Below are 24,943 nucleotides of genomic sequence, written 5' to 3' on the forward strand. Positions count from 1 at the left end.
TATGAATCAGCTTTTAGATTTATTAAAAACAATTCCCGATCCGGAAATTCCGGTTATTGATATTGTGGAATTAGGAATTGTAAGAGATGCACAGGTTACGGGTGAAAATACCTGTGAAGTGATCATTACACCTACTTATTCTGCCTGTCCTGCTATGTTTACCATTGAAGAGGATATTATCAAAATGATGAAAGAAAACGGATGGGATGCGAAAGTAGTGACCAAGATGTTTCCAATCTGGACAACAGACTGGTTAACGGATGAAGCGAGAGAAAAACTCCGTGTTTACGGAATAACACCTCCCGAAAAAGGAGCAGACGAACACCACATCGGAAAACCGAAAAAATGTCCGCGTTGCGGTTCCGAACATACCAAGCAGATCAGCAGATTTGGATCTACCTTGTGTAAGGCTTCTTATCAATGCTTAGACTGCCTGGAGCCATTTGATTATTTTAAATGTCATTGATGAGTTATCTGGCAATCTGCAATAAACTTTACGGCTATGCAAAGCATAACGAAGGAATTGTTAGAATGTTAAATTATTAGACTGTTACATTAATTTATATTGTTAAATTAGTGCGTTGTTAAATAATAAATTAATAAAAACTATGTATACACAACTTGATATTGAAACGCATTTTGACGGGAAGCTTAAAATCGCATATCTTAATCAGCCGGAAACAATGAACGCCCTTACCAAGCCGGCTTTATCAGACCTTAGAGATTTTGTTAAAGAATGCAGCGAAGACGAAACGGTAAGATGTGTTGCTATTTCCGGAAGAGGAAGAGCGTTTTGCTCAGGTCAGAATCTGGATGAAGCTTTTGTGGTAGGCAAAGAACACCATGATCATGACATCATCAGAAAAATTGTGGTAGACTATTATAACCCTTTAGTGTTAGAAGTTACCCGTTGCAAAAAACCGGTTATTGCTTTAGTAAACGGTCCTGCAGTAGGAGCTGGGGCGATGTTGGCTTTAATCTCTGACTTCGTTTTGGCTAATGAGAAAGCATATTTTGCTCAGGCATTTTCAAATATCGGTTTAATTCCTGATACAGGAGGAACTTACTTCTTACCGAAGCTTTTAGGTAGACAATTGGCCAACTATTTAGCATTTACAGGTAAAAAATTATCTGCTGAAGAATCTAAAGCCCATGGTCTTGTAGCTGAAGTTTTCACTGAAGATGAATTCGTTCCAAAGTCAATGGAAATTCTTGAAAGAATGGCGAATATGCCGACAGCAGCTCTTAAGCTTACAAAAAAAGCTTTTGCCAGTTCTTATACCAACACATTGAAAGAACAGCTTGAGCTGGAAGGAGATCTTCAGCAGGAAGCTGCAGGCACAGAAGACTTCTTTGAAGGAGTAAATGCCTTTTTACAGAAAAGAAAACCTAATTATAAAGGAAAATAATTAATTTGAAATAAGTTAATTTGAGAATTTGAAAATGAGAAATGGCAAAGAAAATATTATTGTGAATAAGACTTTTGATTTTGCACTACATATTATTGAATTTTCAGAAGATTTATACGAAGCTAAAAAATTTCCTTTGGCAAATTAAATTTTCAAATTAACTCATTTTCAAATTTTCAAATTTAAAATATGAATGTAGGAATTATCGGTGCCGGAACGATGGGAATCGGCATTGCACAAGTAGCCGCTTCGAACGGATGCAAAGTTTGGGTGTATGACGCCAACGCAAAACAAGTAGAAACGGCAACTGTAGGTTTGGAAAAAACATTAACCAAATTGGTTGATAAACAAAAAATTTCGGCAGAGAAAATGACTGAAATTTTAGCTAATATTTCCATTGCTACAGAATTAAAGGATTTCAAAGACTGTGAACTCATCATTGAAGCCATCATTGAAAACAAAGAAATCAAAACCAAAGTGTTTACAGAACTTGAAAACTATGTTTCAGAAAGCTGTATTCTGAGTTCCAATACCTCATCTATTTCTATCACCTCTCTGGGTGCAGAACTAAAGAAGCCGGAGCGTTTCATTGGAATTCACTTCTTCAATCCGGCTCCATTGATGCCTTTAGTGGAGATTATTCCATCCTTATTAACAGAAAATACACTAGCAGAAAAAATATACAACCTCATGAAAGAATGGGGAAAGACTCCTGTTATTGCGAAAGATATTCCCGGGTTTATTGTTAACAGAATTGCCAGACCTTATTATGGAGAAGGCCTAAGAATTGTTGAAGAAAACATCGCAACACCGGAACAGGTGGATGATGCAATGAAAACACTTGGGAACTTCAAAATGGGACCTTTCGAGTTGATGGATCTTATCGGAGTGGATGTGAATTTTGCGGTAACAACTACAGTTTACAAAGATTATTTCTACGATCCGAAATACAAGCCATCTTTATTACAGCAAAGAATGTCTGAAGCAAAACTTCACGGCAGAAAAACAGGAAAAGGGTTCTACAATTACAGTGAAGGAGCAGAAAAACCTGTTGCCCAGAAAGATGATGCCTTATATCAGCAGATCTTTTTAAGAATCATTTCCATGCTGATCAACGAAGCCGTTGAAGCCAAAAGATTAGGCATTGCGAATGACGAAGATCTAGAGCTGGCAATGCAAAAAGGTGTAAACTATCCGAAAGGATTATTAAGCTGGGGCAAAGAAATCGGGTATGCAAAAATCTCCGAAACCCTTCAGAATCTTTATGAAGAATATCAGGAAGAAAGATACAGACAAAGTCCATTACTTCGTAAAATGAATTAGATAATTTGAAAATGTACCAATTTGAAAATAGATTATAACAGATTTTTATTTTCAAATTAATATTATGAATATAGATGAATTTAGAGCTGAGCTGGAGACCAGACTTTTAATTGAGAAACAGTATTTAGCTGAGGAAGCTTCCTCAGTTGATGAGCAGGAAAGACTTGAGTTACTCGGAAAGTTTAATGAAAAATATAAAGAGCTGATCAAAAGATTAGCCAACGAAAACGGAATTGATTTAAACGAATCATATCCCTCTGAATATTCATCAGATTCAGAAAACCTTTCATACGAGCAAATCATTCTGGGGAAAACGATGAGCGTTTACGACAGATTATCAGATGAGCTGTATGAGGAAATAACAAACATATAATTAACAGAAATGAATCCAAGACAAGTAGCAGATTATATGTTCAATCAGGATTATTTTTCCCAGTGGATGAATATCAGGATGATTGAAGTAAAAGAAAATTACTGTTTAATAGAAATGCCGATCAAGAAAGATATGATTAACGGGCTTAAGACGGTTCATGGCGGAGTTACCTTTGCATTTGCAGACTCAGCGCTGGCATTTTCTTCCAACAATACCGGTGATGCTGCTGTAGCATTGAATTGTATCATCAATTTTACCAAAGCAGGGAAAGAGGGCGATGTTTTCAGAGCAGAAAGTGTGTTGGTAAATGATACAAGAAAAACAGCTGTTTATGACATTCAGATTACCAATCAAAATCAGGAGCTGATTGCAAAATTTGTCGGAACAGTCTACAAAATCGGCAAAAAAGTAACCGACCTATAAAAACTAAAACCAAATACTAAATTAAACAAAATGAGAAAAATAATTGCACTGTTTTTCGGGATTTCAACTCTTCTGATCAATGCTCAGCAGAAAGTGAACGAAACTTTGAAAAAAGAACTTGATGAAATCATGAAGGTGGATCAGGGATACAGAATGCTTTTTGATACCGAGATAACTCCGGAGAAAAAAGAACAGCTATTAAAAGATCTGAATATTGACAAAGAAGAATTCAAAAAGAAAAGCTGGCAGTTGGTGGCAGAACACGATAGTCTGAATATACAGACAATTGAAAGTATTATTTCAGAATATGGCTATCCGGGAAAAACACTTGTAGGAGAACCTACAAATCATGCTGCCTGGTATGTGATTCAGCATTCAACCAAAATTAAAAAATATCTGCCACTCATTAAAGAAGCCGGAAAAAAGAAAGAGATTCCCTTCACTTTGGTTGCTATGATGGAAGACCGATACCTGATGAATGAAAATAAAGAACAGATCTACGGAACACAGGGAAAAGGAGAAATGACAAAAGATAAAGACGGAAAACAAATCTTTGTCAATTTTGTATGGCCTGTAAAAGATCTTAAAAATGTTAATAAAAGAAGAAAAGAAGCGGGGTTTGATTCCACCTTTGAAGAAAGTATCCAAAGAATGTATGGGAAGGACTTCAAATATGAACCCTATACTTTAAAACAGGTTTTAGAACTAAGAAATAAAAACAAATAAATCTGGAATTGTTACACGGTTACATTACTGGATTATTACATTAAAATATTTATGAACAACGTATACATCATAGACTATGTCAGAACTCCCATCTCAAAACTGCAGGGAGGATTATCAGAAGTAAGAGCTGATGATTTGGCTGCTATTGTAATCAAAGAAGTAGTAGCAAGGAATCCTGAAGTTCCTGTGGAGGAAATTGAAGATGTTATTTTCGGATGTGCCAATCAGGCGGGAGAAGATAACAGAAACGTTGCAAGAATGGGACTTTTACTGGCAGGTCTTCCTTACAAAATCGGTGGAGAGACTGTTAACAGACTATGTGCTTCAGGGATGTCTGCTGTAGCAAATGCATTCCGTTCCATTGCTGCAGGAGAAGGAGAAATTTATATTGCAGGAGGAGTAGAGCATATGACACGTTCCCCTTATGTAATGTCAAAACCAAGTGCTGCTTTCGGAAGAGACAGCCAGATGTTTGATACTACTTTCGGATGGCGTTTCATTAACCCTAAAATGAAAGAATTATACGGGGTTGACGGAATGGGAGAAACTGCAGAAAATTTAGCAGATATCCATCAGATCAATAGGGAAGATCAGGATAAATTTGCCCTTTGGTCTCAGCAGAAAGCAACAAAAGCTCAGGAAAACGGAAGACTGGCAGAAGAAATCGTAAAAGTTGAAATTCCTCAGAGAAAAGGTGATCCAATCATTTTTGAAAAAGATGAATTCATTAAACCTACTTCTTCAATGGAAGGGTTGGCAAAACTTCGTCCGGCTTTTAGAAAAGAAGGAACGGTAACTGCAGGAAACGCTTCAGGAATGAATGATGGTGCCGCAGCTTTGATTTTAGCAAGTGAAGAAGCCGTTAAAAAATATGGTTTAAAACCAAAAGCAAAAATCCTGGGATCTTCCGTAGCAGGTGTTGAGCCAAGAATTATGGGAATTGGGCCTGTAGAAGCAGCTCAAAAACTATTGAAGAGATTAAACCTTTCTCTTGAAGATATGGACATTATTGAATTAAATGAGGCATTCGCAGCGCAGGCGCTGGCTGTAACAAGAAGTTTAGGTTTAAAAGATGATGACGCAAGAATAAACCCGAACGGAGGTGCTATTGCGATTGGCCACCCGCTGGGAGTTTCCGGAGCAAGAATTGTAGGTTCTGCTGCAATGGAACTTCAGAAACAGGATAAAAAATATGCATTGTGTACCCTTTGTATCGGTGTCGGACAGGGATATGCGATGGTAATCGAAAAAGTATAATTTTTTCAATGTAATGATATAACAATGTATTAGTGTAACAATTCTGTGATTTGTCATTCTGAACATACACTGTAGGTTTACGAACATGGTTCATGAAGAATCTCATTGGTAAACTGTTAAATTGATACATTGTTAAATTAAATTTTTAACAAAAATTTTATGAACATCTACTCATACCACGGGATTCGTCCTGTTATAAAACCTTCTGCTTACATTCATCCGCAGGCAGTCATTATAGGGAATGTAGAAATAGGTGAAGAAGTATATATTGGTCCCAATGCAGTAATTCGTGGGGACTGGGGGAAAATTATCATTAAAGACGGAGCCAATGTACAGGAAAACTGTACGCTTCACGTTTTCCCGAATATAGAAACCATATTGGAAGAATCCGCACACATAGGACATGGCGCGATTATTCATTCAGGGCATATCGGAAAAAACTGTCTGATCGGAATGAACGCTGTGGTAATGGACAAAGCCTATATCGGTGATGAAAGTATTGTCGGAGCATTGGCTTTTGTACCGGCTAATTTTACATGTGAACCAAGAAAACTTGTTGTAGGAAGTCCTGCAAAAATTATCCGTGACGTTTCCGATGAAATGATACACTGGAAAACAGAAGGAACAAAATTATATCAGGAGCTGGCAAGAGAAGGAAAAGAAGCTATTCTGCCTTGTGAACCTTTTACAGAATATGTTCAGCAGATCCCAACGAAAATTGTGGATTATAGCATTTGGGATGATATAAAATAACAGTGTAAACCTTATAGGTTTTTAAAACCTATAAGGTTTGAACTTACCAAAATAAAAACACACAAAATGATAAATAAATGGCTAATAATACAGAAAGCTTCGAGTGTGGATATATCTATCACATATATTCCCACGCTGTTGGAAAAGATTTAATTTTCCGTGAAGATGAAAACTATCAGTATTTTTTGAATAAATTATTAAAATATATTATTCCTGTTGCTGATATTTATGCTTACTGTTTATTGCCAAATCATTTTCATTTGCTGTTGAGGTTTAAAGAATTGAATGAAGTTGAACATAAGTATCTAATGAAACCCTTTAGTAATTTATTGAATGCATATGCTAAAGCTTATAACAAAAGATACAATAGGAAAGGTGCTCTTTTTCTTGACTTTTTGAAACGTAAAAGAGTTCAGAACGAAAAATATTTGACTAAGCTTGTTCTATAACAATCTGGTAAATCACGGCTATGTAAATGATATTAGCGCATGGAAATATACATCATATAGCTCCTATATCAATTTATCTAAAACAAATAAATTAGAGAGGATGCAATTGATGGAATTTTTTGATACAACAGAAGATTTTATAAAGTATCATATTTCTAGTGTAGAATATGACTTTATGGATTTGGAATAATTTAAATACTCGTGAACAAGAGACAAAATAAAATATGATTAAAAAAATTGCACTTGCATGCAGCATAATGTTTGCGGTAGGTTGTACGCTGTCAGCACAGACGGTTGCTACAAAACCACTTACAATAGGAGAAGTGAGGACGATTAAGTCCAAAACGTTAAATGAAGACAGAACGTTGAATATTTATCTTCCACAGGGATATGATAAAACAAAATCATACCCGGTGATCTATTTGTTAGATGGAAGTATGAATGAAGATTTTATCCACGTTACAGGATTAGTACAATTCTTTAATCAGATGTATTCCATGCCGGAAACCATTGTGGTGGGAGTTGCTAATGTAGACAGAAAAAGAGATTTTACTTTTCATACAGATTTAAAAGATTTGCAGAAAGATTATCCTACAACAGGGCACTCTGATAAGTTTATAGCATTCCTTGAAAAAGAATTAAAACCTTATGTGGAAAGTCAGTTTAAAACAACAGATAAATACCTTTTCGGTCAATCTTTGGGAGGGCTTTTGGCAACCGAAATCCTTTTGAAAAAGCCGGAAATGTTCAATAACTATTTTATCATTAGCCCAAGTTTATGGTGGGATGATGAAAGTCTTTTGAAACAGGCAGGAACATTACTTTCAAAATCTCCGGATACAAAAAAGTTTGTCTATGTTTCTGTAGGAAAAGGAGAACATCCGGTGATGATAAAAGATGCTGAAGCTTTCTACGATGTTTTGAAAAAAGCCGGAAAGAAAAACTGGACATTAGAATATAAAATGATGGAAACAGACAACCATGCAACCATTCTTCACAGAAGTTTATATGAAGGATTGGTGAAAATGTTTCCTTATCAGGAATCGAAATAATTTTTATCTGAAAGAATGATTGTATACTCAAACCTTATAGGTTTTTAAAACCTATAAGGTTTAGATAAGCTTATTAAAAAGAATAATCTAAGCAAAAAGTAAAAAACTATATGGAAAAGTTAAAAAATTATATCTACGGACAATGGGTAGAAGGTACCGGAAGCGGAGTTCCTTTGTACAACGCCGTTACAGGAGAGCAGGTTGCTGTTTCCGATACAGAAGGGCTTAATTTTGAACAGGCTCTTGACTACGGAAGAACCGTAGGATATAAAAACCTTTCTTCAATGACTTTCTATGACCGTGGGGAAATGCTGAAAAAAGTAGCCCTTTACCTCTTGGAAAGAAAGAAAAAATACTACGAATTATCATACAAAACAGGAGCTACACACGTTGATTCATGGGTGGATATTGAAGGAGGTTTCGGAACTTTCTTTACTTATTCCGGATTGGCAAAAAGAATGCTTCCTAATACTTCATTTTGGGTAGATGGAGACACTCAGAAAATTTCGGCTAACGGAACTTTCTTAGGAACTCATATTTTAACGCCGAGTGAAGGAGTTTCTGTACAGATCAATGCTTACAACTTTCCGGTATGGGGAATGTTGGAAAAACTATCCACTTCCTTATTAGCGGGTGTTCCTTCTATTGTAAAACCATCTCCTTTCGGATCTTACCTTACCAATGCAGTATTCCAGGATATGATTGAAAGTGGAGTATTACCTGAGGGAGCTGTTCAGCTAGTGTGCGGAGAACCAGGAAATATTCTGGATTATATACAAGACGGAGACTCTGTGTTATTTACAGGTTCTGCCCATACAGGAAGAAAATTAAAATCACTTCCATCTATTGCAGGGAATGCTGTTCGTTTCAATATGGAAGCAGATTCCCTGAACTGTTCTATCCTTGGACTGGAAGCAAAACCGGGAACACCTGAATTTGATTTATTCATCAAAGAAGTTCGCAACGAAATGACAACAAAAGCAGGACAAAAGTGTACTGCAATCAGAAGAATTATCGTTCCTGAGCATTTAATTGGTGATGTTCAGAATGCTTTGTCTAAAGCTTTAGATCAAACAAAAATCGGAAACCCATTAAGCAGAGAAACCAAAATGGGATCTTTGGTGGGAAAACAGCAGTATGAAGAAGTTCTGAGAAAAGTAAATATTTTAAAATCAGAAACAGAACTTGTCTATGACGGAAAACACGAACTGGTAGATGCCAACTATGAAAATGGAGCATTTATGAGTCCGAAACTATTCCTGAACGACAAGCCTTTCGAAAAAAATATCTCTCACGATGTAGAAGCTTTCGGGCCGGTATCTACCTTGATGCCGTATAAAGATGCTGAAGAAGCAGCTGCACTGGCAAAAAGGGGAAAAGGAAGTTTGGTAGGTTCTATCATTTCTCATGACGAGAACTTTATCGCCGAAACTTCATGGAAAATGGCTTCCCAACACGGAAGAATCTTTGTACTGAACAGAGATAACGCCAAAGAAAGCACAGGTCACGGTTCTCCACTTCCTACATTGATGCATGGAGGCCCTGGTAGAGCTGGAGGTGGTGAGGAAATGGGCGGACTGAGCGGTCTTCATTTCTTCCTACAGAAAACAGCCATTCAGGGATCACCGGATGTATTGAAAGCCATTACTAAAATTTATCAACAGGGAGCAGAGAAAAAATTCTCAGATAAACATCCTTTCCAGAAATATTTTGAGGAAGTTGAAGTAGGAGACTCTTTAGAAACAGCAGGAAGAACAGTTACTGATGCAGATATTGTTAACTTCTCTAATGTTTCATGGGATCATTTCTATGCCCATACCGATGCAACAAGTTTAACAGGTACAATCTTTGATAAAACTGTAGCTCACGGATATTTCATCCTTTCAGCAGCAGCAGGATTATTTGTTTCAGGGAAAAAAGGGCCTGTAATTGCTAATTATGGATTAGAAGAATGCAGTTTCTTTAAACCTGTATACGCCGGAGATACCATCACGGTTTATTTAACAGCAAAAGAAAAAATCAACAGAGGAGTAAAAGGAAGAAATATTCCTTCCGGTGTTGTAAAATGGCTGGTTGAAGTTGTAAACCAAAGAGATGAGGTAGTTTGTGTAGCAACAATCTTAACATTGGTAGCAAAGCAATCCCCTTTCATTGATCTGAATGTAAAAAATATTCAGAAAATGTTGAATGGATTAACAGAAAGTACTCCTGCGCTTTGGGGGAAAATGTCACCACAGCAGATGATTGAGCACTTGGAACAGGCAGTTCTGGTAAGTTTTGGAGAACCGGAAGCAGATAAATGCTTCACTCCAGAGGAAAATCTTGAAAAATGGCAGGATTCCCTTTACAACCACAGAACAATGCCGAAAGAATTTACAGCTCCGTTCCTTCCGAAAGATGGCTCACTTCCGGAACCAACACACAGAAATCTGGAAGCTGCAAAACAATCATTCATGGATAACCTGAAGAAATTTGTGATCTATTACAAAGAAAATCCACAGGCAGAACACATGAATTATGTATTTGGAAAACTGAATAAAGAAATGTGGGAATTGATGCACAAAAAGCATTTTACCCACCACTTCCAGCAGTTTGGATTAATTTAATTCAAAATAAAATATAACTTTATAGTCCCTTTTAGTTTAAACTGAGAGGGACTTTTTTATGCCCAAGTTTTAAATCTTGACAAGGATTACAGAATATAATTAAAAATGATTAACTTTAATAGGCGAAATCCGAAAAGCATATAGAGTAGGAGAGAATATCAAAACTGACCACTATGAAAAACTTAAAAAAACTTTCAAGACATGAGTTGAGATCTCTTAAAGGATCCGGGCCAAACTGGTCTTGTGTCCTTAATCCTTGTCCTCCCGGAAGCTGTTGTCTCCCTGGAAGATGGCCTGATATTGCAAGAGCATGTTATATATGTGCCGATTCTTAGATTTTTTTAAACTTAAAACAATACATAAAGCTGCAATCCCCGTGATTTGTAGCTTTATTTTTATAGTGTCTTTTTAAGTTTAAAATATCCATACATTAAAAGAGGCAAAGCAAATATCTGAAACAAAAAAACAAGCAGTGACGGAATCCCTTCAAGGTGGCTTTCATTAGCTTTCATAAAGAACTGTTTGCCTAGCGGTCCATTTGAGAATATAACAATATTAAATAAATTCCAGCCCAGATGGAGGCCTATAGGAAGGTACATAGATTTGGTCTTAGCAAAAGAAATGGCAAGCATCCACCCAAAGATGGCGGTCATCACAAGAATAATTCCCATCTGAAAAGGATTTCCAAATGCATTATAAGAAAACCAGTGGTAGACTCCAAAGCAGACGGCAGATAAAAGACAGGCTTTGGTATTCCCCCATTTTTCAATAGCAAGATAAAGTAAAGCTCCTCTGAATAATAATTCTTCAAACAATACAGACTTTACAACCCACCATGAGCTCATTAACGCTGCAGAAAATGTGAAGTGCTTATTCAGAATCCAGCTGTTATTAATAAATGCTGTTGTCATGATGTGGTAAAGACTGCAAATCGCCGCAGCCAAAAGAAAACCAATACTCCAATGAATCAATCTTGTTTGATTAGGCTTAAATCCTAAAACAGAAAGATCCTTTTTTGCCCCGAATTTAAGAAGCAGCCAGGAAATGATAAGCTCAATTATAATTCCAATCATGGGTTAAAAGTTTTCATTAAATGAAGTTCTATTTCATTGAAAACGAATATAATAAAAAAAATAAATATGAATTAAACTTGAGAATAGGATTATAAAATATGATGATTCAGTTTCTTTTTAATCAATAATTTATTGAAGTGAATGATTAATTTTTAATAGATTCTTAGTTTCAACTTCTTCTTTCTCTTGTAAAAAAGTACTACTTTTAAAATTCAATCATAAAATCAAGAGCAATGAACGAAAACTGGATGCAAAAGTGGGAAGAAGTGAAAAATATTTTGATTTGTCCTACAGATCTGGAAACGTATTTTACTTCAGATGAAATTCTGGGACAGAAAATGGAGACGATGGAAATCGGAAATGTTTCCCTTCCTTCTGGAAAAGTTGTGGTAAGAGATCCGCTTGTTTATCTAAACGCGAATCAGTCGCCTTATTTTATTCAGGTTCCGAAAGGAAATTTTCCTGTGACTATTGCCGTGGTAAAATCTGAAGACTGGGGAGACAGGTATGCTGTTGTAAAAGTTGAATTTACCAAAGAAAAACCTGTTATTTACAGAGAAGCCTTAGTCGGAATTGAAGAACTGGAGGATGTAACCGAAGACGATTTTTTTGGTTTCGGAGTAGATGCTGGTTTAGGTTGTATTACTGATAAAGAAGTACTTCCTTTTGTAGATAAATTTATAGATGGAATAGATGTCGACAATGTTTATGATGATTATTTCGCCGAGCTTTTCTCACAAAGCTACAAAGCTAATCCTAACAACCAGAGAGAAGCAGGAGACTGGATCAATTGGACGATTCCTGGTACCAATTATCAGATTCCAATGTTTGCAAGTGGTTTTGGTGATGGTACTTATCCTGTGTACTTTGCTTATGATGCTAACGAAGAAATTTGTGGTTTATACATTCAATTTATTGATATTGAATTGGCTTTAAGTGACGAAGATGAGGAGGAAGACGAGGATGGTGATGACGATCAACCTGAAAATTTTGTTTTTCTTAAAAATTAAGTATGAATATAACTTTTGCAGATCATGTCATCGAGTTCAATAAAAACCTTAGCTATAGAGGAAATCTTCCCGACGGCTTTGAAGTTCTGAACCCCTATTTGGATAACCCCGAAACATTGACGGTCATGCAGAAGTTTTATCACAAATATTATAATGATTCAGCTCAGAGAAAATTCATTATTGGAATCAATCCTAGCCGTCATGGAGCGGGGGTTACAGGCGTTCCGTTTACCGATACTAAAAGACTCGAAAGTATTTGTGGTATAAAAATGAAATCTGCCCATACTCATGAAGTTTCTTCCGTTTTTATGTATGATATGATTGAAGAATATGGCGGTGCAGATATTTTCTATAAAGATATTTATATCAATTCTCCGTTTCCGCTGGCTATCGTAAGAAAAACAAAAAACGGATGGCTTAATGCGAATTATTATGATGATAAAGAGCTGTTCGAGGCTGTGAAGAGCTTTATGATTGAATCTCTGAAGAAGCATATCAGTCTCAATCTGGATACTTCGGAGGTATTTATCCTGGGTAAAAAAAATGCTGATTTTATTTCAAAACTTAACAAAGAAGCAAAACTGTTTGATACCATGACTGTTCTGGAACATCCCAGATACATTCAGCAGTACAAATCAAAAGAAAAACAGCTGTATATAGACAAGTATATTCTGGCATTGAAAAAACAAATCCCTTAATCAAACAAGGGATTTGTCATTCATGAATTAGAATCTTTATGGGATATGGAACTTATGCGAAATTTCCTGAAACTAGTTTTTAATAACTTTGGTAGATTCTGTTGCTGTTTTAATAATATACACTCCTTTTGGAAGCTCTGAAATATTGGTTTCATTATTCCCTTTTTGAGTTTGTACCGTTTTCAGCATTTTACCGTCTACACTATAGATTTTGGCTTCACCGGATTTCTCTGTTGCAATAGAAAGAGGCCCGTTGGTTGGATTAGGATAAACAGTCAGGTCTTTTTTAATGCTTTTAGCTTCAGAAGTACCCAATACCAGGTTGCTGTCTTTTACCCAAGTGAAAGCATCCAGGCCTACATATCTGAATGCTCCACCAACAGTTAGTTGTAGTTCATCAATAATGATGTTGGAGTAATTTTGGCCGTTTAAGTTGGTAAGATCAATCAGAGTATATCCGTTTGTAGAACCTAAACTTGTTGCAAAGCCTGTAGATTTTGTTTGGGTAAATTTTGTTACTCCGCTTAGTTTTCCTGTTACGGTAAGTGTTCCCGGTACATTGAGATCCAGGTTCAATGCAGAAAGATACATCCAGAACCTGTTTACTTTAAATAAATTTGAAGTAGTTTTAATGCTGAATGATGGTGGAGATTGAGTATCGTTGGAATTGTCAATATATCTGTTGTCATTTGCTGTTCCATTCCAGCCTGTTCCCGGGAAATTCCCCTGAATATCAAAGACACTTACATGTGAAATGATATTGAAAATGACTCCATTGTCGGTGAAGCTTGTACTTCCGTGCGATTCTGTTTCAAATTGTTCTGTACTGGTCTGCCCGAATGAAAAAATTGAAATGAGCAGACTACAAATTGTAAAAAGAGTAGTGCTTTTCATGATTTTTTTGTTTTAAATAATTAGGTTATTATGTATGTTAATCTCTTGGGGGATAAATACCTTCAACGCAGATGATGTAATTTAAACCCAGATAAGGAGGCATATTATTCACTGGTGAATTTTGTCCTATAAAAGAAATGCTTTGCCCGTTAATGGCAGTATCAGGATTAGAGTCATTGACAAAGCTGGATACCACATTGAAATCTCTTCCTACCTGTGTTCCTGAAATAGCAATAGAAGATGCTGCGGTAGGTGTTGATGAGTTGGCATTCTTATTAGCAACTTTCAATTGAAACCCACCTGCTATGCTTGGAAGATTTGTGGTTAAGAGAGTATTCACTGTAGTACCGGCCATTACTCCCAACGGATAATATTCGTTACCACTTGTATTTCCTGCACCTAAAGCCATACGTCCTTTTAAGTTTGGCAGAGCGAAAGTAGAGATACCATCTCCGCCGTAAGTTGTTCCTAAAATAGAGAATAAGGCAGAATTTCTTGAAATGCTAATTAAACTTCCGTCACAAAACATCCAGCCTCTAGGTGCGAAATTTCCTGCAAATAATTTTACAATTCCAATGTACTCTTCCATGATAATGATTTTTAGTTTTAAATTTCTTACTCTGTTATGGGCTTTTCAGATTCCGCCATTGATTATTATTTCTTACTCCAAAGGAACGATTAATAAAAAGTGAGTGTTAGAGTAGAAAATACCAAATTACTTACTCCGTATTTCTACGTAACAGATCTTTATAAAAGGTAGATTAATAATGGAAATTATCTCTTTTAAGTTTCTCTGAAAGAGCTGTATTTCGTATTTTTGTAAGAATCCAATAAAAATAATAATGAGCGAATTTGTAGCATCAGAAATTAAAAATAATATTGCCGAGATCAGTTTCGGAACGCCTAAAAGTAACTCTCTTCCGGGAGCCATTTTAGAAAAACTGGCAGAAACCATTCTTGAGGAAGGCGCGAAAGATGAGGTGAAAGCTATTTTAGTTAAAAGTGCAGGTGAAAAAGCATTCTGCGCTGGAGCAAGTTTTGATGAGCTTTTAGCCATTGAAGAACTGGAAGCTTCCACACAATTTTTTGGTGGTTTTGCAAAAGTTTTAAATGCCATGAGGAACTGTGGGAAAATCGTAGTAGTAAGAGTTCAGGGAAAAACAACCGGCGGTGGAGTTGGAATTGCATGCGGAGCAGACTACTGTTTTGCAACAAAAGATTCAGCTTTAGCACTTACTGAGATCAATCTTGGAATAGGACCTTTTGTAATAGGACCTTATGTAGAAAGAAAAATCGGAAAGTCACAATTCTCAGCAATGGCTATTGATGCAGACTTCAGATCTGCTGAGTGGGCTGAGCAGCATAATATTTACCATTCCGTATCAGCTTCTATTCAGGAGATGGATGAGAAACTGGAGACCTTTTTACAGACGTTGGCGTCAAGAAGTACCGATGCTTTAGCATTAATTAAAAAAGTTTCATGGGAGGGTACGGACCATTTCAATGAATTAATGCCTGCAAGAATTCATATGAGTGCAAGTCTTATCCTGAAAGATTCTGCTAAGAAAAATATTGAGTCTATTAAAGAAAGATTGAGAGTAAAATAATTTTCCTCTTAACTGTAAAAAATAGTTGGATTTTAATCCATATACATCCGGAGAAACAAAATGTTTCTCCGGATTTTTTTATGCCTTCTATTATTTGAAAATAATCATACTGAAGCTATTTACTATTATGGTTTAATTGGTTTGTTTTCATGTTTTTGTTTCTGATTGTGATTATTTGATAATTTAATAGTCTTTTTGGTTTTGAATTATCATTGATTTAACTGTTTTTATGTTGTTTTGTGCTTTTTAAAAATCTAATTTAACTAAGTTTTAACATATTTTTTTAATAAATAGTAAGATATTGATTAAAAATTTCAATTAATTGAATTTAATTAATTAAAATGCCGTTTTGTTTACGTTTTTAATAGTTTTTATTATATATATTTGCTTTCATACTGTTAAAATATGTTAAATATGAAAATGAAATTAATGTTGAGTACTGCTGTGCTGTTCTTTGTAGGAGGACATCTGGTGGAAGCTCAAAAAACAAAACGTGATACAATACCCCAGGATACTAAGATCGATGAAATCGTTGTAGTAGCTTATGGAAGCCAGAAAAGGGAGACTATGGTAGGTTCCAATACCGAAGTAAAGGCCAAACAATTTGCAGACCGACCTATAACGAGTATTGGCCAGGCTTTAGATGGAGCCAGTGCCGGGGTTAAAGTAAGTACCGGTACCGGACAGCCGGGAAGCTCACCAAGTATTCAGATCCGTGGAATAGGTTCTTATGGTATTACAACAAATCCTTTATACGTAGTAGACGGAACCATATATACCGGTTCTCTTGCTGCTATTAATCCCAATGATATTGCATCATACAATATCCTTAAAGATGCTGCTTCCACTTCTTTGTATGGTTCTGCTGCAGCCAATGGTGTTGTTTTGATCACTACAAAATCCGGTAGAAAAGGAAAAGATGCATTCAACTTTAGTATGAGTACAGGAGCGGTTGGAAGATCAATTCCGGAATATGACAGAGTAAATGTTCATCAGTATTATCCTCTTATTTGGGAGTCAATAAGAAATGGTAGAATGACCTCAGTACCTGGTACAACTATAGCTGATGCAAATGCTTATGCTACAGCACAGTTGATTTCGGGAGTTTTGAAAACCAATGTTTTTAATGTTCCCGACAATCAGTTAGTTGTCAATGGTGTTTTAAACCCAGATGCAAAACTTAAATATACAGATTTAGATTGGCAAAAACCTTTGATGAACACAGGTTTCAGACAAAACTATGAATTGAATTACAGTGGAGGAAGTAATACTACGACATACTTTTCTTCGGTAGGATATACCAATGAAACAGGATACCTTATCAAGTCAGATTTTGAAAGATTTACAGCAAGATTAAAAGTAGATTCACAGGTTAAGAGCTGGTTAAAATTAGGAACAAGCATCAGTGGAGTATCTTCTAATGGGAACAATTCTGTAGAAGGTGTGGATAACAATTCTGCTTATATCAACCCATACAGATGGACAAGAACAATGGGGCCTATTTATAGCCCTTATGCTCATGACCCTAATACATTTGCCACACTTTATGATAGTGCAGGGAATATAATGTATGATGCAGGAAGTGCCAGAGGTGCTGATGCAGCGGCTGGAAGAAACGTCATCCAGGAAACTCTTTTAAATAAAGATCTTTCTAAAAATTATTATATCATTTCAAGAGCGTATGCTGAAATCAAAGTAGATCCTTACCTTACTTTATCTACTAACGTTGGGTATGATATCAGAAATAACAGAAGAAGTACATACGGTAACAAAATTATCGGGGATGCAGCTCCGCTAGGTTCAGCAGAAAAATACAGCTTTACTGAGCAAACATTCACGTGGAACCAGCTCCTGAACTACAAAAGGAAATTCGGAGATCATAATTTTGAATTCCTTTTAGGGCATGAAAGTTATAAATTCATGTATGAATACCTATATGGATATAAAAAAGGCCAGATTGTTGACGATAATGATGAGTTGATTAACTTTGTAACACCTGCAACACTTACTTCCCGTACAGACAATTATAGAAAAGAAGGGGTGTTTTCAAGATTGAATTATGATTACAAATCAAAATATTTACTTTCAGGATCCATTCGCTGGGATGGTTCATCCAGATTTGCCAAAGACGTAAGATGGGATTCCTTCTGGTCCGTTGGTGCAGGATGGAGACTGAAGGGAGAAGAGTTCTTAAGCAACTCTAACCTTATCAGTGAACTGAAGTTGAGAGGTTCATATGGTGAAGTAGGAAATGACAGAACAGACAGTTATTATATGTATAAAAGTACTTATACTTTAGGATATAACAATGCTCAGGAACCTGGAATCTTATTCGGCTTCTTGGCAGATCCTTCAATTACCTGGGAGGCTAACAAACAAACTGATATAGGTATTGACTTTGGGTTTTTAAATAACAGAATTACAGGTTCTGTGGAATACTATAAAAGAGTTACTGAAGATCTGATCTTCCCGGTTCCGCTTCCTGTTTCTGCGGGGGTTCCTGATAATACAATCAGCAGGAACGTAGGAACAATGTATAACCGTGGATTTGAATTTAGTATTAATGCAGATATTATTAAAACTCAAAATTTCACATGGAATATTAATGCTAATGCATCTACACTTAAAAATCAGATTACAGAACTATCCAATGGAATAACAGAAATTATCAATGGTACCAAGAAAATTTCTGTAGGGCACTCAATATATGATTATTGGTTAAGACAATGGTACGGCGTAGACCCTGCGGATGGCTCTCCTTTATTCCTGGTTGCAGATGCTTATGCCAATACAACAGCTGCTGATATCAGAACTGTGAATGGAGAAAAAGTTACCACTAATTTTAATAAAGCAAAATATGATTATTCCGGAACAGCAATTCCTGATTTATTCGGAAGTTTCGGAACAACAATTACGTATAAACAATGGTCATTATCTACAATGTTTACGTATCAGTTAGGCGGAAAAACATATGACTCCAACTATGCAGCATTGATGTCCAGCTACTCACAAGGAGGAGCTTTGAGTACGGATATTCTGGATAGATGGACAACTCCGGGGCAGATCACGGATGTGCCTGCATTGAACTCATCAACCTATACAAGTTCAAATGCCGGAAATTCATCAAGATGGCTGGTGAGCTCAGATTTTATAACATTCAGACAAGCTACTTTAAGCTATAGTTTCAGTCCTGAAACTTTATCTCAGCTTGGAGTATCAGGTTTAAGAATTCTTGTTTCCGGTGAAAATTTATGGAGTAAAACAGCTAGAAAAGGATTGGAACCAGCGCAGGCATTCAACGGTACTGCATCAAACAGATATACTCCGGCGAGAGTGGTAACTATAGGATTTAATGTGTCATTTTAAATAATTAAGTAATGAAAAATATCAAAAAACAATATATAAAATGGGCTGTTGTTCTTTCAGTCTTTACAGGAATGGTTTCATGTGAGAGTGATTATCTTGAAACGGATCCTACTACAGCAGCCTCTGAAGAAGCGGCTTACTCAAGTGCTTCTAATCTCATGGCGATTGTTAATGGGATGCATAGAGATATGTATTCAAGACAAAATGATAGTCAGGGACAGAATGGTCAGGGAGGTATCATGATTATGATGGATGCCTTAGCTGATGATCTTGTATTTCCATCCACAGGAAATGGCTGGTATGTATCAACAGTAAGATGGCAGGATCAGGTAAATGAAAGTGGGTCTAATGATTTTTATCCTTATCAATTTTATTATGCATTAATAAGAAATGCAAACTTAGTTATTGCTAATGGTCCTTCAGTTCCTGCGCCAACTGCTGCTGATGCTGCTACTATTAAGACAGCAATTGGTGAAGCATATGCTTTCAGAGCTTTCTGTTATTATATGTTGGTACAGATTTATGGTAAAAGGTATATAGCGGGTACAAACAATACTCAGCTTGGAGTTCCAATCAGGCTGGTGGCGAATGAAATACCTTTAGCGAGAAATACAGTAGAAGAAGTATATACCCAGATCAATAAAGACCTTGATGAGGCTGCAAGCAGACTGGCAGGGGTTACCAGAGCTACGAAGTCGCATTTTAATGATAAGGTGATTTTGGGATTGAGAGCTAGGGTTGCATTAACGCAAGGTAATTATACGGCGGCTGTAACTGCAGCTCAATCGGCTCGTGTGGGATTTGCTTTAATGGATAATACAGCTTATACAGCTGGATTTAATAATTTAGCTGCTAATGGTGAATGGATGTGGGGTGCTACCATTATTGCAGATCAAGGAGATTCATTCTCAAATTTTGGTGCTTATATGTCGAGAAATTTTAACTCTACCAATATTCGTCAGGCTCCTAAAGCAATTAACAGTAAATTGTTTTTATCATTCCCATCTACAGATATAAGAACTAAGAATTTTGATCCAACAGGAGCGCATACAGCGCTTGCTTTACCTTCAACATATTCTAAATTCCCATATACAAGTCAGAAGTTTATTGCTGCAAGCCAGGGAGACAGTAGGGTAGATGTTCCTTATATGCGATCTGCAGAAATGTATCTTATTGAAGCGGAAGCTTTGGCCAGATTAGGAAACGAAGCAGGATCGAAAGCCGTTTTTGATGTGTTTGCAAAAAACAGAAATCCTTCTTATACGGGTGCTACTACAACAGGCACTGCCTATATCACAGAAATTCTTAACAGCAGAAGGTTAGAGTTTTGGGGCGAAGGTTTTAGATTCTTAGATCTGAAAAGACTAAACCAAGGTTTAGACAGAACAGGTGCTAATCATTCTTCTGTAGTGACTAATAACGTGATGACAGTTGCTAATACAGATTTGCGTTGGGAATTCCTTATTCCAAGAACTGAAATCAATGCTAACCCATTGATTGTTCAGAATCCGTTATAAAAATAACAAATTTTAATATATCTTGAGAACCTCGCTTTTTGGCGGGGTTTTCTTTTTTAATGAAACGAAAATCAGTTGCTGCAGAGTCATCATAATTTCCTAATAGAAAGAGCTGTTTTGCTGTATTTTAAATACATGACAACAACTTTTGCTCCGGTCTTATATTGGGAATAATCTTCAGGATTCACCAGGATTCTTATCTTGTCATTTTTTGCCGGGCCGGCAAATGTAAGGTACTCACCATATTCTGTGGTGTCTGAACCAATAACCATGCTTGATAGTTTGCTTTTGCCATTGATTTTATCTTTTTTCCAGTTACGGCGGTCATATCCGGTTACAAGGAGAGACATTAAATAAGCAAAACCAAACAGTACCAATCCCGCTCCTGCAAACAGGATATAATCATAATATTTGAATTTGCTGAAATCGTCTTTAATAAAGAAAGCAGACAAAGCCATAACAAAAAATGTACAGCCCCCAAGAATAACAGGCATTACCCGCGTGATTTTTCTTTGATCTGTTTCAAATTTTTGTATTTCCTGATCACTTAGCGGAATATTCTCCTCCAAATGTACCTGCGTATAATCTGCTTGAATTTTTGACATATCATTTCAATTATATTATTTTATTAAAGTTAGGAATTGCTGGAATGAGAGTGTAAAATATTTTCAAAATTTAATAGTATTATTTGGAGGATTGAAAATAAATTATAACTTTGTAATTCAAAGTTCTTTTTATGGAGACAAAAAACTATCACGAAGACTTATCCCATATCCGTTCCATGATGGAGCGGTCTTCCAGATTCATTTCTTTAAGTGGGTTATCCGGAGTTGTTGCCGGATTAACGGCAATTATTGGGGCTATATATGTGTATTTTGTTTTTCAGAGGGAAGGAATCAGCTATTTTGATGGAGACAGAAATATTCTCGGTCCGGCGTTAGTTAAAGAGCTGGTGTTGATTGGAATCGTAATTCTTGTTGTTGCTATCCTCAGTGGTTATGTTTTTACCGCCAATAAAAGCAAAAAGAAAGGGGTGAAGATCTGGGATGTAACTACAAAACGGCTTTTGATTACCTTTGCAGTTCCTTTGATAGCAGGAGGAGTTTTTTGCCTGGCACTTCTTTATCATCATCTTTTTGTTTTCATAGCTCCGGCTACTCTGATTTTTTATGGATTGGCTCTGGTGGCTGCAGAACGGTATACATTAACGGATGTGAAATACCTGGGATATTTTGAGATTATCTTAGGACTTATTTCTTTATTTGTTTTAGGTTGGGGATTAGTGTTTTGGGCTATTGGTTTTGGTGTTTTGCATATTGTCTATGGATTGATTATGCATAAGAAGTATAAATAATAATGCAGATTGGTGATGTTTAAAAATTAAAGCATAAGAAATAATTCTAAAGAATACAATTTCCCAAATATTTAAGATAAAGTAAAATGATCAAAATAAATCAACTCAATAAAGAATTCGAAAGCCGCGTAAGACTGGGCATTATGTCCGTTCTTATGGTCAACGACTGGGTTGATTTTTCAGAAATGAAAGCCTTGTTGGAAATTACAGATGGAAATCTTGCCAGTCATAGTAATGCATTGGAGAAAGCAGGCTATATTGAAGTGAAAAAAGAATTTGTCGGGAAGAAACCCAAAACCTCTTATCGTGTTACACAAAGTGGAAGACAGGCGTTTACCGAGCATTTGGATGCTCTTGAAAAATTATTGGGACGATAAGGCTATATTTTTTTGAAAATCAACTTTGAATTACAAAGTACTTTTTAATTTAAACTTTAAATAAAATGATAACACAAAAACAAAAAACAGTCACAATTTATGCCCTGCCATTGGTTTTACTGTGTATTCCATTGCTGGGAAATCTATTTTCTAAAGAAGTAAACTGGTCAGCCTCAGATTTTCTGATAGCAGGAACTTTACTCTTTACAACAGCTTTTTTGATCAATTTGGTCAGGAGTAAAATTAAAAAACAAAGTCAGAAAGTTCTGGTCTGCATTTTCATTTTGCTGGCTCTTGCGTTGATCTGGGTAGAGTTAGCGGTAGGGATTTTCGGAAGCCCATTTTCGGGAAGCTAAACGCTGGATTTTTATTAATTAACTATCAATATCCCCATTGCCATTCTTTATACGATTATAGGACTTAATAGTCTACATTAAATAAATACACTATGAAAAAAATACGCGTTCAGTTTCTGCTTTTTGTGTACGACAAAACTCAAAAATTATACAGAAAATATTTTAAAAAGAAAAAAAGACAATGGCAGTTCACTGAAAAGCAGCTGCTGGAATTTCAGGAAGATTCCCTGGGAAGAAAACTTGGTGAATTCTACAAAAAACATGGCTTTTCAATGATTCCAAAAATGGAAAATCATGATGTACACCATCTGATCACCGGTTGTGGAACCAACTTCGAAGATGAAATTGCCATGCAGTACTTGCTCTTAGGAAATGGTAAGCTCAATGCACATCTTTTGGCTGCAATTGTTTTAGGAACAATTATTCTGCCGGAATATGTGAAAATTTATATCAAAGCCTATAGAAAGGGACAGAGTATGCGTGCTTTCTATCACTGGGATTTTGAAGAACTGTTGTGGCAGAAGTATGAACATATAATGGACTTTATTCAACAGAAAGAAAATATTGTTCTTCATTAAAAAACGGTGTCTAATGGGTAAAGTAAAATTCAGTCCGTTAGGAGAAAAAACATTCTTGATCTCCTTTTTTCTGGGTACATCTTTAATGCTTTTATTTTGGATTACAAAGGCCGAAGCTCTTGTAATACTGGGGTTTTATTATGTGCTTATTGCTGCTGTCACTAATCTGCTTATCACTTTATATGAACTTATGGAATATTTGAGTGATGTCTCGGAAAAGAAAAGTAACGGAAACTCTGTGCTTCTATTGTTGCTTAATATCCCTATTACTTTTCTATATCTCACCCTATTCTTTAATTTTTGCTAATCTCTACACTTGGACACATTAAATCTTTCAATTATTTAAATTTCAAATAATTAACCTCATGAAAACACATCATTATATATTTCTTACCGCTATCCTGTTTGTCATTGTCTTCTATAATCAGGATGTCGGACTGAACCTTGGAATTCTGGGAATCACTTATGCAGTATTAACCCTGTTTAAAACTCCGGAGAAAAATAAAACCAAAACCCTGTATATTCTTTTTGCAACAAGCATTTTATCCAGTATTGCATTTACATGGTATGGAGATTTTCCTTCCTTTATTGCAGTGGTAAGCTCACTACTTTTGCTTGGGTATAAATCAAAGAACAGAAGGTTGAAAATCCTCTTTTTAATTCCAGTTTTTATCGTGAATTGCTGCACTTCATTCTGCCGTTTTTTCAGTTTTGATGAATGGCTGCCTAAAAAGAATGTTCCCGGATTGTGGCAAAAGACATTGGCTTTCATTTTAATTCCGCTGGTGCTGGTTTCTGTGTTCTTTGGAATTTATTCTGTAGGAAGCAACCATTTTGCAGCCCTTTTCACAGATTATGAATTGGATATTAATCTATGGCAGGTATTCTGTCTCTTTGTATTAGGTTTTTTTATTGCCTTTAATTACTGGAACTATGCGGTGGAAAAACTCATCTATAAAAACAATCATTTTCTGGATAACGAATTTCATAAAGACTCCCGGGTTCCAAAGGCAACTTATTCTTTTCTTGATCTTGATGCGGAAAGAATGAGTGGTGTAATTTCTTTTGTTTTGCTGAATATTTTATTGATCTTCTTTATTATTACTTACAATTATGAACAGTTTTATGAAGCCGTAAAAACTCCCGTTCAGCTTTCCGAAGAAACCCATGAAAGAGTGAATGCCGTGATCATGTCTATCATAATGGCTATTCTGGTCATCATGTTTTACTTTAAATCAGGATTTAATTTTGATCCGAAAGCAGGATTTTTGAAAATTTTAGCCAAAATCTGGATTTTCCTCAATGCAATTCTTGTCATGTCAGCAGCTGTTAAAAATTATGAGTATATCGTTAATTATGCATTCACTTATAAAAGATTAGGGGTTTTTGCTTTCCTGCTTTTATCACTGGTTGGTCTGGCTTTGACCTTTATTAAAATTCAAAAACAGAAAAGAAACATATTCCTTGTCAATACAATGGTTTGGTACTTTTATGGAACCATTTTAGTGTGCAGTTACTTTAATTGGGGTGGTTTTATTACTTCCCAGAACATGAAAAGAAAAGATTTTGCGGTCAGCTATCATTTAACTTCTATCAACTTCAGTGAAAAAGCACTTTTGAAATATGCAGATGAAAAAAATGATCAAAAGCTTAAAAAGACTTTGCAGACGAAAGTAAAAAGAGAAACCTCCAAAACATTCCTTTCAAAGATTATTTACTATCAAACCATTCAATAACAGGTT

The 24,943-nt window shown here is 35.9% G+C and carries 26 protein-coding genes; 22 read left to right on the top strand and 4 right to left on the bottom strand.

Annotated features, from left to right (window positions below; translation table 11 throughout):
• Nucleotide 1: 1 nt before the first annotated feature.
• The 12 genes from paaD (at nucleotide 2) to KIK00_RS18450 (ending at nucleotide 10,706) form a co-directional block, all read left to right on the top strand.
• Complete coding sequence (gene paaD, locus KIK00_RS18395) at nucleotides 2-466, top strand: 1,2-phenylacetyl-CoA epoxidase subunit PaaD (protein WP_047373936.1); 465 nt, start codon at nucleotides 2-4, stop codon at nucleotides 464-466.
• 142 nt (nucleotides 467-608) lie between these two features.
• On the top strand, nucleotides 609-1,409 hold the full coding sequence (locus KIK00_RS18400; RefSeq protein ID WP_255813772.1) for an enoyl-CoA hydratase/isomerase family protein: 801 nt from the start codon (nucleotides 609-611) through the stop codon (nucleotides 1,407-1,409).
• Nucleotides 1,410-1,598: 189 nt separating this feature from the next.
• Complete coding sequence (locus KIK00_RS18405; RefSeq protein ID WP_255813773.1) at nucleotides 1,599-2,732, top strand: 3-hydroxyacyl-CoA dehydrogenase NAD-binding domain-containing protein; 1,134 nt, start codon at nucleotides 1,599-1,601, stop codon at nucleotides 2,730-2,732.
• Between the two features lie 64 nt (nucleotides 2,733-2,796).
• Nucleotides 2,797-3,105 (top strand): hypothetical protein, encoded by a 309-nt coding sequence (locus KIK00_RS18410; protein WP_255813774.1) that lies wholly within the window; start codon nucleotides 2,797-2,799, stop codon nucleotides 3,103-3,105.
• 9 nt (nucleotides 3,106-3,114) lie between these two features.
• Nucleotides 3,115-3,528 carry a PaaI family thioesterase gene (locus KIK00_RS18415; protein ID WP_255813775.1) on the top strand — a complete coding sequence of 138 codons (414 nt, stop codon included), beginning with the start codon at nucleotides 3,115-3,117 and terminating at the stop codon, nucleotides 3,526-3,528.
• Between the two features lie 30 nt (nucleotides 3,529-3,558).
• Nucleotides 3,559-4,254, top strand: coding sequence for a DUF6624 domain-containing protein (locus KIK00_RS18420; protein ID WP_255813776.1), 696 nt, complete (start codon nucleotides 3,559-3,561; stop codon nucleotides 4,252-4,254).
• A gap of 51 nt (nucleotides 4,255-4,305) precedes the next feature.
• Nucleotides 4,306-5,511 carry a 3-oxoadipyl-CoA thiolase gene (gene pcaF / locus KIK00_RS18425; protein ID WP_255813777.1) on the top strand — a complete coding sequence of 402 codons (1,206 nt, stop codon included), beginning with the start codon at nucleotides 4,306-4,308 and terminating at the stop codon, nucleotides 5,509-5,511.
• A gap of 159 nt (nucleotides 5,512-5,670) precedes the next feature.
• Nucleotides 5,671-6,264 (top strand): transferase hexapeptide repeat family protein, encoded by a 594-nt coding sequence (locus tag KIK00_RS18430; RefSeq protein ID WP_255813778.1) that lies wholly within the window; start codon nucleotides 5,671-5,673, stop codon nucleotides 6,262-6,264.
• Nucleotides 6,265-6,341: 77 nt separating this feature from the next.
• A complete protein-coding gene (locus tag KIK00_RS18435) occupies nucleotides 6,342-6,713 on the top strand; it encodes a transposase (RefSeq protein WP_255813779.1) in 372 nt (123 codons plus the stop codon).
• A 224-nt stretch (nucleotides 6,714-6,937) separates the two neighbouring features.
• Complete coding sequence (locus tag KIK00_RS18440; RefSeq protein ID WP_255813780.1) at nucleotides 6,938-7,765, top strand: alpha/beta hydrolase; 828 nt, start codon at nucleotides 6,938-6,940, stop codon at nucleotides 7,763-7,765.
• A 110-nt stretch (nucleotides 7,766-7,875) separates the two neighbouring features.
• Nucleotides 7,876-10,371, top strand: a complete 2,496-nt coding sequence (gene paaZ / locus KIK00_RS18445) for a phenylacetic acid degradation bifunctional protein PaaZ (RefSeq protein WP_255813781.1) — start codon at nucleotides 7,876-7,878, stop codon at nucleotides 10,369-10,371.
• A gap of 173 nt (nucleotides 10,372-10,544) precedes the next feature.
• A complete protein-coding gene (locus KIK00_RS18450) occupies nucleotides 10,545-10,706 on the top strand; it encodes a hypothetical protein (RefSeq protein ID WP_156118866.1) in 162 nt (53 codons plus the stop codon).
• Between the two features lie 60 nt (nucleotides 10,707-10,766).
• On the opposite strand, the gene KIK00_RS18455 is transcribed toward KIK00_RS18450, so the two are convergent.
• On the bottom strand, nucleotides 10,767-11,444 hold the full coding sequence (locus KIK00_RS18455; RefSeq protein ID WP_255813782.1) for a CPBP family intramembrane glutamic endopeptidase: 678 nt from the start codon (nucleotides 11,442-11,444) through the stop codon (nucleotides 10,767-10,769).
• Between the two features lie 233 nt (nucleotides 11,445-11,677).
• On the opposite strand from KIK00_RS18455, the gene KIK00_RS18460 reads away from it, so the two are divergent.
• Together KIK00_RS18460 and KIK00_RS18465 are read left to right on the top strand one after the other, a co-directional pair.
• On the top strand, nucleotides 11,678-12,454 hold the full coding sequence (locus KIK00_RS18460; RefSeq protein ID WP_255813783.1) for a DUF4241 domain-containing protein: 777 nt from the start codon (nucleotides 11,678-11,680) through the stop codon (nucleotides 12,452-12,454).
• A 2-nt stretch (nucleotides 12,455-12,456) separates the two neighbouring features.
• A complete protein-coding gene (locus tag KIK00_RS18465) occupies nucleotides 12,457-13,152 on the top strand; it encodes an SMUG2 DNA glycosylase family protein (protein ID WP_255813784.1) in 696 nt (231 codons plus the stop codon).
• A 72-nt stretch (nucleotides 13,153-13,224) separates the two neighbouring features.
• On the opposite strand, the gene KIK00_RS18470 is transcribed toward KIK00_RS18465, so the two are convergent.
• Together KIK00_RS18470 and KIK00_RS18475 are read right to left on the bottom strand one after the other, a co-directional pair.
• Nucleotides 13,225-14,046 (bottom strand): T9SS type A sorting domain-containing protein, encoded by an 822-nt coding sequence (locus KIK00_RS18470; RefSeq protein ID WP_255813785.1) that lies wholly within the window; start codon nucleotides 14,044-14,046, stop codon nucleotides 13,225-13,227.
• Between the two features lie 37 nt (nucleotides 14,047-14,083).
• Complete coding sequence (locus KIK00_RS18475; RefSeq protein ID WP_255813786.1) at nucleotides 14,084-14,635, bottom strand: phage tail protein; 552 nt, start codon at nucleotides 14,633-14,635, stop codon at nucleotides 14,084-14,086.
• Nucleotides 14,636-14,888: 253 nt separating this feature from the next.
• On the opposite strand from KIK00_RS18475, the gene KIK00_RS18480 reads away from it, so the two are divergent.
• The 3 genes from KIK00_RS18480 (at nucleotide 14,889) to KIK00_RS18490 (ending at nucleotide 20,536) form a co-directional block, all read left to right on the top strand.
• Entirely contained in the window at nucleotides 14,889-15,653 is a 765-nt protein-coding gene (locus KIK00_RS18480) for an enoyl-CoA hydratase/isomerase family protein (protein WP_255813787.1), read from the top strand.
• Nucleotides 15,654-16,067: 414 nt separating this feature from the next.
• Nucleotides 16,068-19,019, top strand: a complete 2,952-nt coding sequence (locus tag KIK00_RS18485) for a SusC/RagA family TonB-linked outer membrane protein (protein ID WP_255813788.1) — start codon at nucleotides 16,068-16,070, stop codon at nucleotides 19,017-19,019.
• 11 nt (nucleotides 19,020-19,030) lie between these two features.
• On the top strand, nucleotides 19,031-20,536 hold the full coding sequence (locus KIK00_RS18490; RefSeq protein WP_255813789.1) for a RagB/SusD family nutrient uptake outer membrane protein: 1,506 nt from the start codon (nucleotides 19,031-19,033) through the stop codon (nucleotides 20,534-20,536).
• Between the two features lie 89 nt (nucleotides 20,537-20,625).
• Here the strand turns inward: KIK00_RS18490 and KIK00_RS18495 are convergent, their stop codons facing one another.
• Nucleotides 20,626-21,141: a hypothetical protein gene (locus KIK00_RS18495; RefSeq protein ID WP_255813791.1), complete on the bottom strand. Its 516-nt coding sequence runs from the start codon at nucleotides 21,139-21,141 to the stop codon at nucleotides 20,626-20,628.
• Between the two features lie 131 nt (nucleotides 21,142-21,272).
• Here KIK00_RS18495 and KIK00_RS18500 point away from each other — a divergent pair, with 131 nt between their 5' ends.
• From KIK00_RS18500 to KIK00_RS18520, 5 genes are all read left to right on the top strand, one after another.
• A complete protein-coding gene (locus tag KIK00_RS18500) occupies nucleotides 21,273-21,890 on the top strand; it encodes a hypothetical protein (RefSeq protein WP_255813792.1) in 618 nt (205 codons plus the stop codon).
• Between the two features lie 86 nt (nucleotides 21,891-21,976).
• Complete coding sequence (locus tag KIK00_RS18505) at nucleotides 21,977-22,267, top strand: transcriptional regulator (protein WP_077413729.1); 291 nt, start codon at nucleotides 21,977-21,979, stop codon at nucleotides 22,265-22,267.
• A 65-nt stretch (nucleotides 22,268-22,332) separates the two neighbouring features.
• Nucleotides 22,333-22,623: a hypothetical protein gene (locus KIK00_RS18510; RefSeq protein ID WP_255813793.1), complete on the top strand. Its 291-nt coding sequence runs from the start codon at nucleotides 22,333-22,335 to the stop codon at nucleotides 22,621-22,623.
• Between the two features lie 92 nt (nucleotides 22,624-22,715).
• Complete coding sequence (locus KIK00_RS18515; protein WP_255813794.1) at nucleotides 22,716-23,201, top strand: ubiquinone biosynthesis protein COQ4; 486 nt, start codon at nucleotides 22,716-22,718, stop codon at nucleotides 23,199-23,201.
• Between the two features lie 365 nt (nucleotides 23,202-23,566).
• Nucleotides 23,567-24,937: a DUF4153 domain-containing protein gene (locus KIK00_RS18520; RefSeq protein WP_255813795.1), complete on the top strand. Its 1,371-nt coding sequence runs from the start codon at nucleotides 23,567-23,569 to the stop codon at nucleotides 24,935-24,937.
• Nucleotides 24,938-24,943 lie beyond the last annotated feature (6 nt).

Source organism: Chryseobacterium sp. MA9, from assembly GCF_024399315.1.
In the GTDB taxonomy this organism is placed as follows: domain Bacteria; phylum Bacteroidota; class Bacteroidia; order Flavobacteriales; family Weeksellaceae; genus Chryseobacterium.

Excerpts from the sequence above, each read along its gene's own strand:
- paaD (WP_047373936.1), top strand. The coding sequence starts at position 2 with ATGAATCAGCTTTTAGATTTATTAAAAACAATTCCCGATCCGGAAATT.
- KIK00_RS18400 (WP_255813772.1), top strand. The coding sequence starts at position 609 with ATGTATACACAACTTGATATTGAAACGCATTTTGACGGGAAGCTTAAA.
- KIK00_RS18405 (WP_255813773.1), top strand. The coding sequence starts at position 1,599 with ATGAATGTAGGAATTATCGGTGCCGGAACGATGGGAATCGGCATTGCA.
- KIK00_RS18410 (WP_255813774.1), top strand. The coding sequence starts at position 2,797 with ATGAATATAGATGAATTTAGAGCTGAGCTGGAGACCAGACTTTTAATT.
- KIK00_RS18415 (WP_255813775.1), top strand. The coding sequence starts at position 3,115 with ATGAATCCAAGACAAGTAGCAGATTATATGTTCAATCAGGATTATTTT.
- KIK00_RS18420 (WP_255813776.1), top strand. The coding sequence starts at position 3,559 with ATGAGAAAAATAATTGCACTGTTTTTCGGGATTTCAACTCTTCTGATC.
- pcaF (WP_255813777.1), top strand. The coding sequence starts at position 4,306 with ATGAACAACGTATACATCATAGACTATGTCAGAACTCCCATCTCAAAA.
- KIK00_RS18430 (WP_255813778.1), top strand. The coding sequence starts at position 5,671 with ATGAACATCTACTCATACCACGGGATTCGTCCTGTTATAAAACCTTCT.
- KIK00_RS18435 (WP_255813779.1), top strand. The coding sequence starts at position 6,342 with ATGGCTAATAATACAGAAAGCTTCGAGTGTGGATATATCTATCACATA.
- KIK00_RS18440 (WP_255813780.1), top strand. The coding sequence starts at position 6,938 with ATGATTAAAAAAATTGCACTTGCATGCAGCATAATGTTTGCGGTAGGT.
- paaZ (WP_255813781.1), top strand. The coding sequence starts at position 7,876 with ATGGAAAAGTTAAAAAATTATATCTACGGACAATGGGTAGAAGGTACC.
- KIK00_RS18450 (WP_156118866.1), top strand. The coding sequence starts at position 10,545 with ATGAAAAACTTAAAAAAACTTTCAAGACATGAGTTGAGATCTCTTAAA.
- KIK00_RS18455 (WP_255813782.1), bottom strand. The coding sequence starts at position 11,444 with ATGATTGGAATTATAATTGAGCTTATCATTTCCTGGCTGCTTCTTAAA.
- KIK00_RS18460 (WP_255813783.1), top strand. The coding sequence starts at position 11,678 with ATGAACGAAAACTGGATGCAAAAGTGGGAAGAAGTGAAAAATATTTTG.
- KIK00_RS18465 (WP_255813784.1), top strand. The coding sequence starts at position 12,457 with ATGAATATAACTTTTGCAGATCATGTCATCGAGTTCAATAAAAACCTT.
- KIK00_RS18470 (WP_255813785.1), bottom strand. The coding sequence starts at position 14,046 with ATGAAAAGCACTACTCTTTTTACAATTTGTAGTCTGCTCATTTCAATT.
- KIK00_RS18475 (WP_255813786.1), bottom strand. The coding sequence starts at position 14,635 with ATGGAAGAGTACATTGGAATTGTAAAATTATTTGCAGGAAATTTCGCA.
- KIK00_RS18480 (WP_255813787.1), top strand. The coding sequence starts at position 14,889 with ATGAGCGAATTTGTAGCATCAGAAATTAAAAATAATATTGCCGAGATC.
- KIK00_RS18485 (WP_255813788.1), top strand. The coding sequence starts at position 16,068 with ATGAAAATGAAATTAATGTTGAGTACTGCTGTGCTGTTCTTTGTAGGA.
- KIK00_RS18490 (WP_255813789.1), top strand. The coding sequence starts at position 19,031 with ATGAAAAATATCAAAAAACAATATATAAAATGGGCTGTTGTTCTTTCA.
- KIK00_RS18495 (WP_255813791.1), bottom strand. The coding sequence starts at position 21,141 with ATGTCAAAAATTCAAGCAGATTATACGCAGGTACATTTGGAGGAGAAT.
- KIK00_RS18500 (WP_255813792.1), top strand. The coding sequence starts at position 21,273 with ATGGAGACAAAAAACTATCACGAAGACTTATCCCATATCCGTTCCATG.
- KIK00_RS18505 (WP_077413729.1), top strand. The coding sequence starts at position 21,977 with ATGATCAAAATAAATCAACTCAATAAAGAATTCGAAAGCCGCGTAAGA.
- KIK00_RS18510 (WP_255813793.1), top strand. The coding sequence starts at position 22,333 with ATGATAACACAAAAACAAAAAACAGTCACAATTTATGCCCTGCCATTG.
- KIK00_RS18515 (WP_255813794.1), top strand. The coding sequence starts at position 22,716 with ATGAAAAAAATACGCGTTCAGTTTCTGCTTTTTGTGTACGACAAAACT.
- KIK00_RS18520 (WP_255813795.1), top strand. The coding sequence starts at position 23,567 with ATGAAAACACATCATTATATATTTCTTACCGCTATCCTGTTTGTCATT.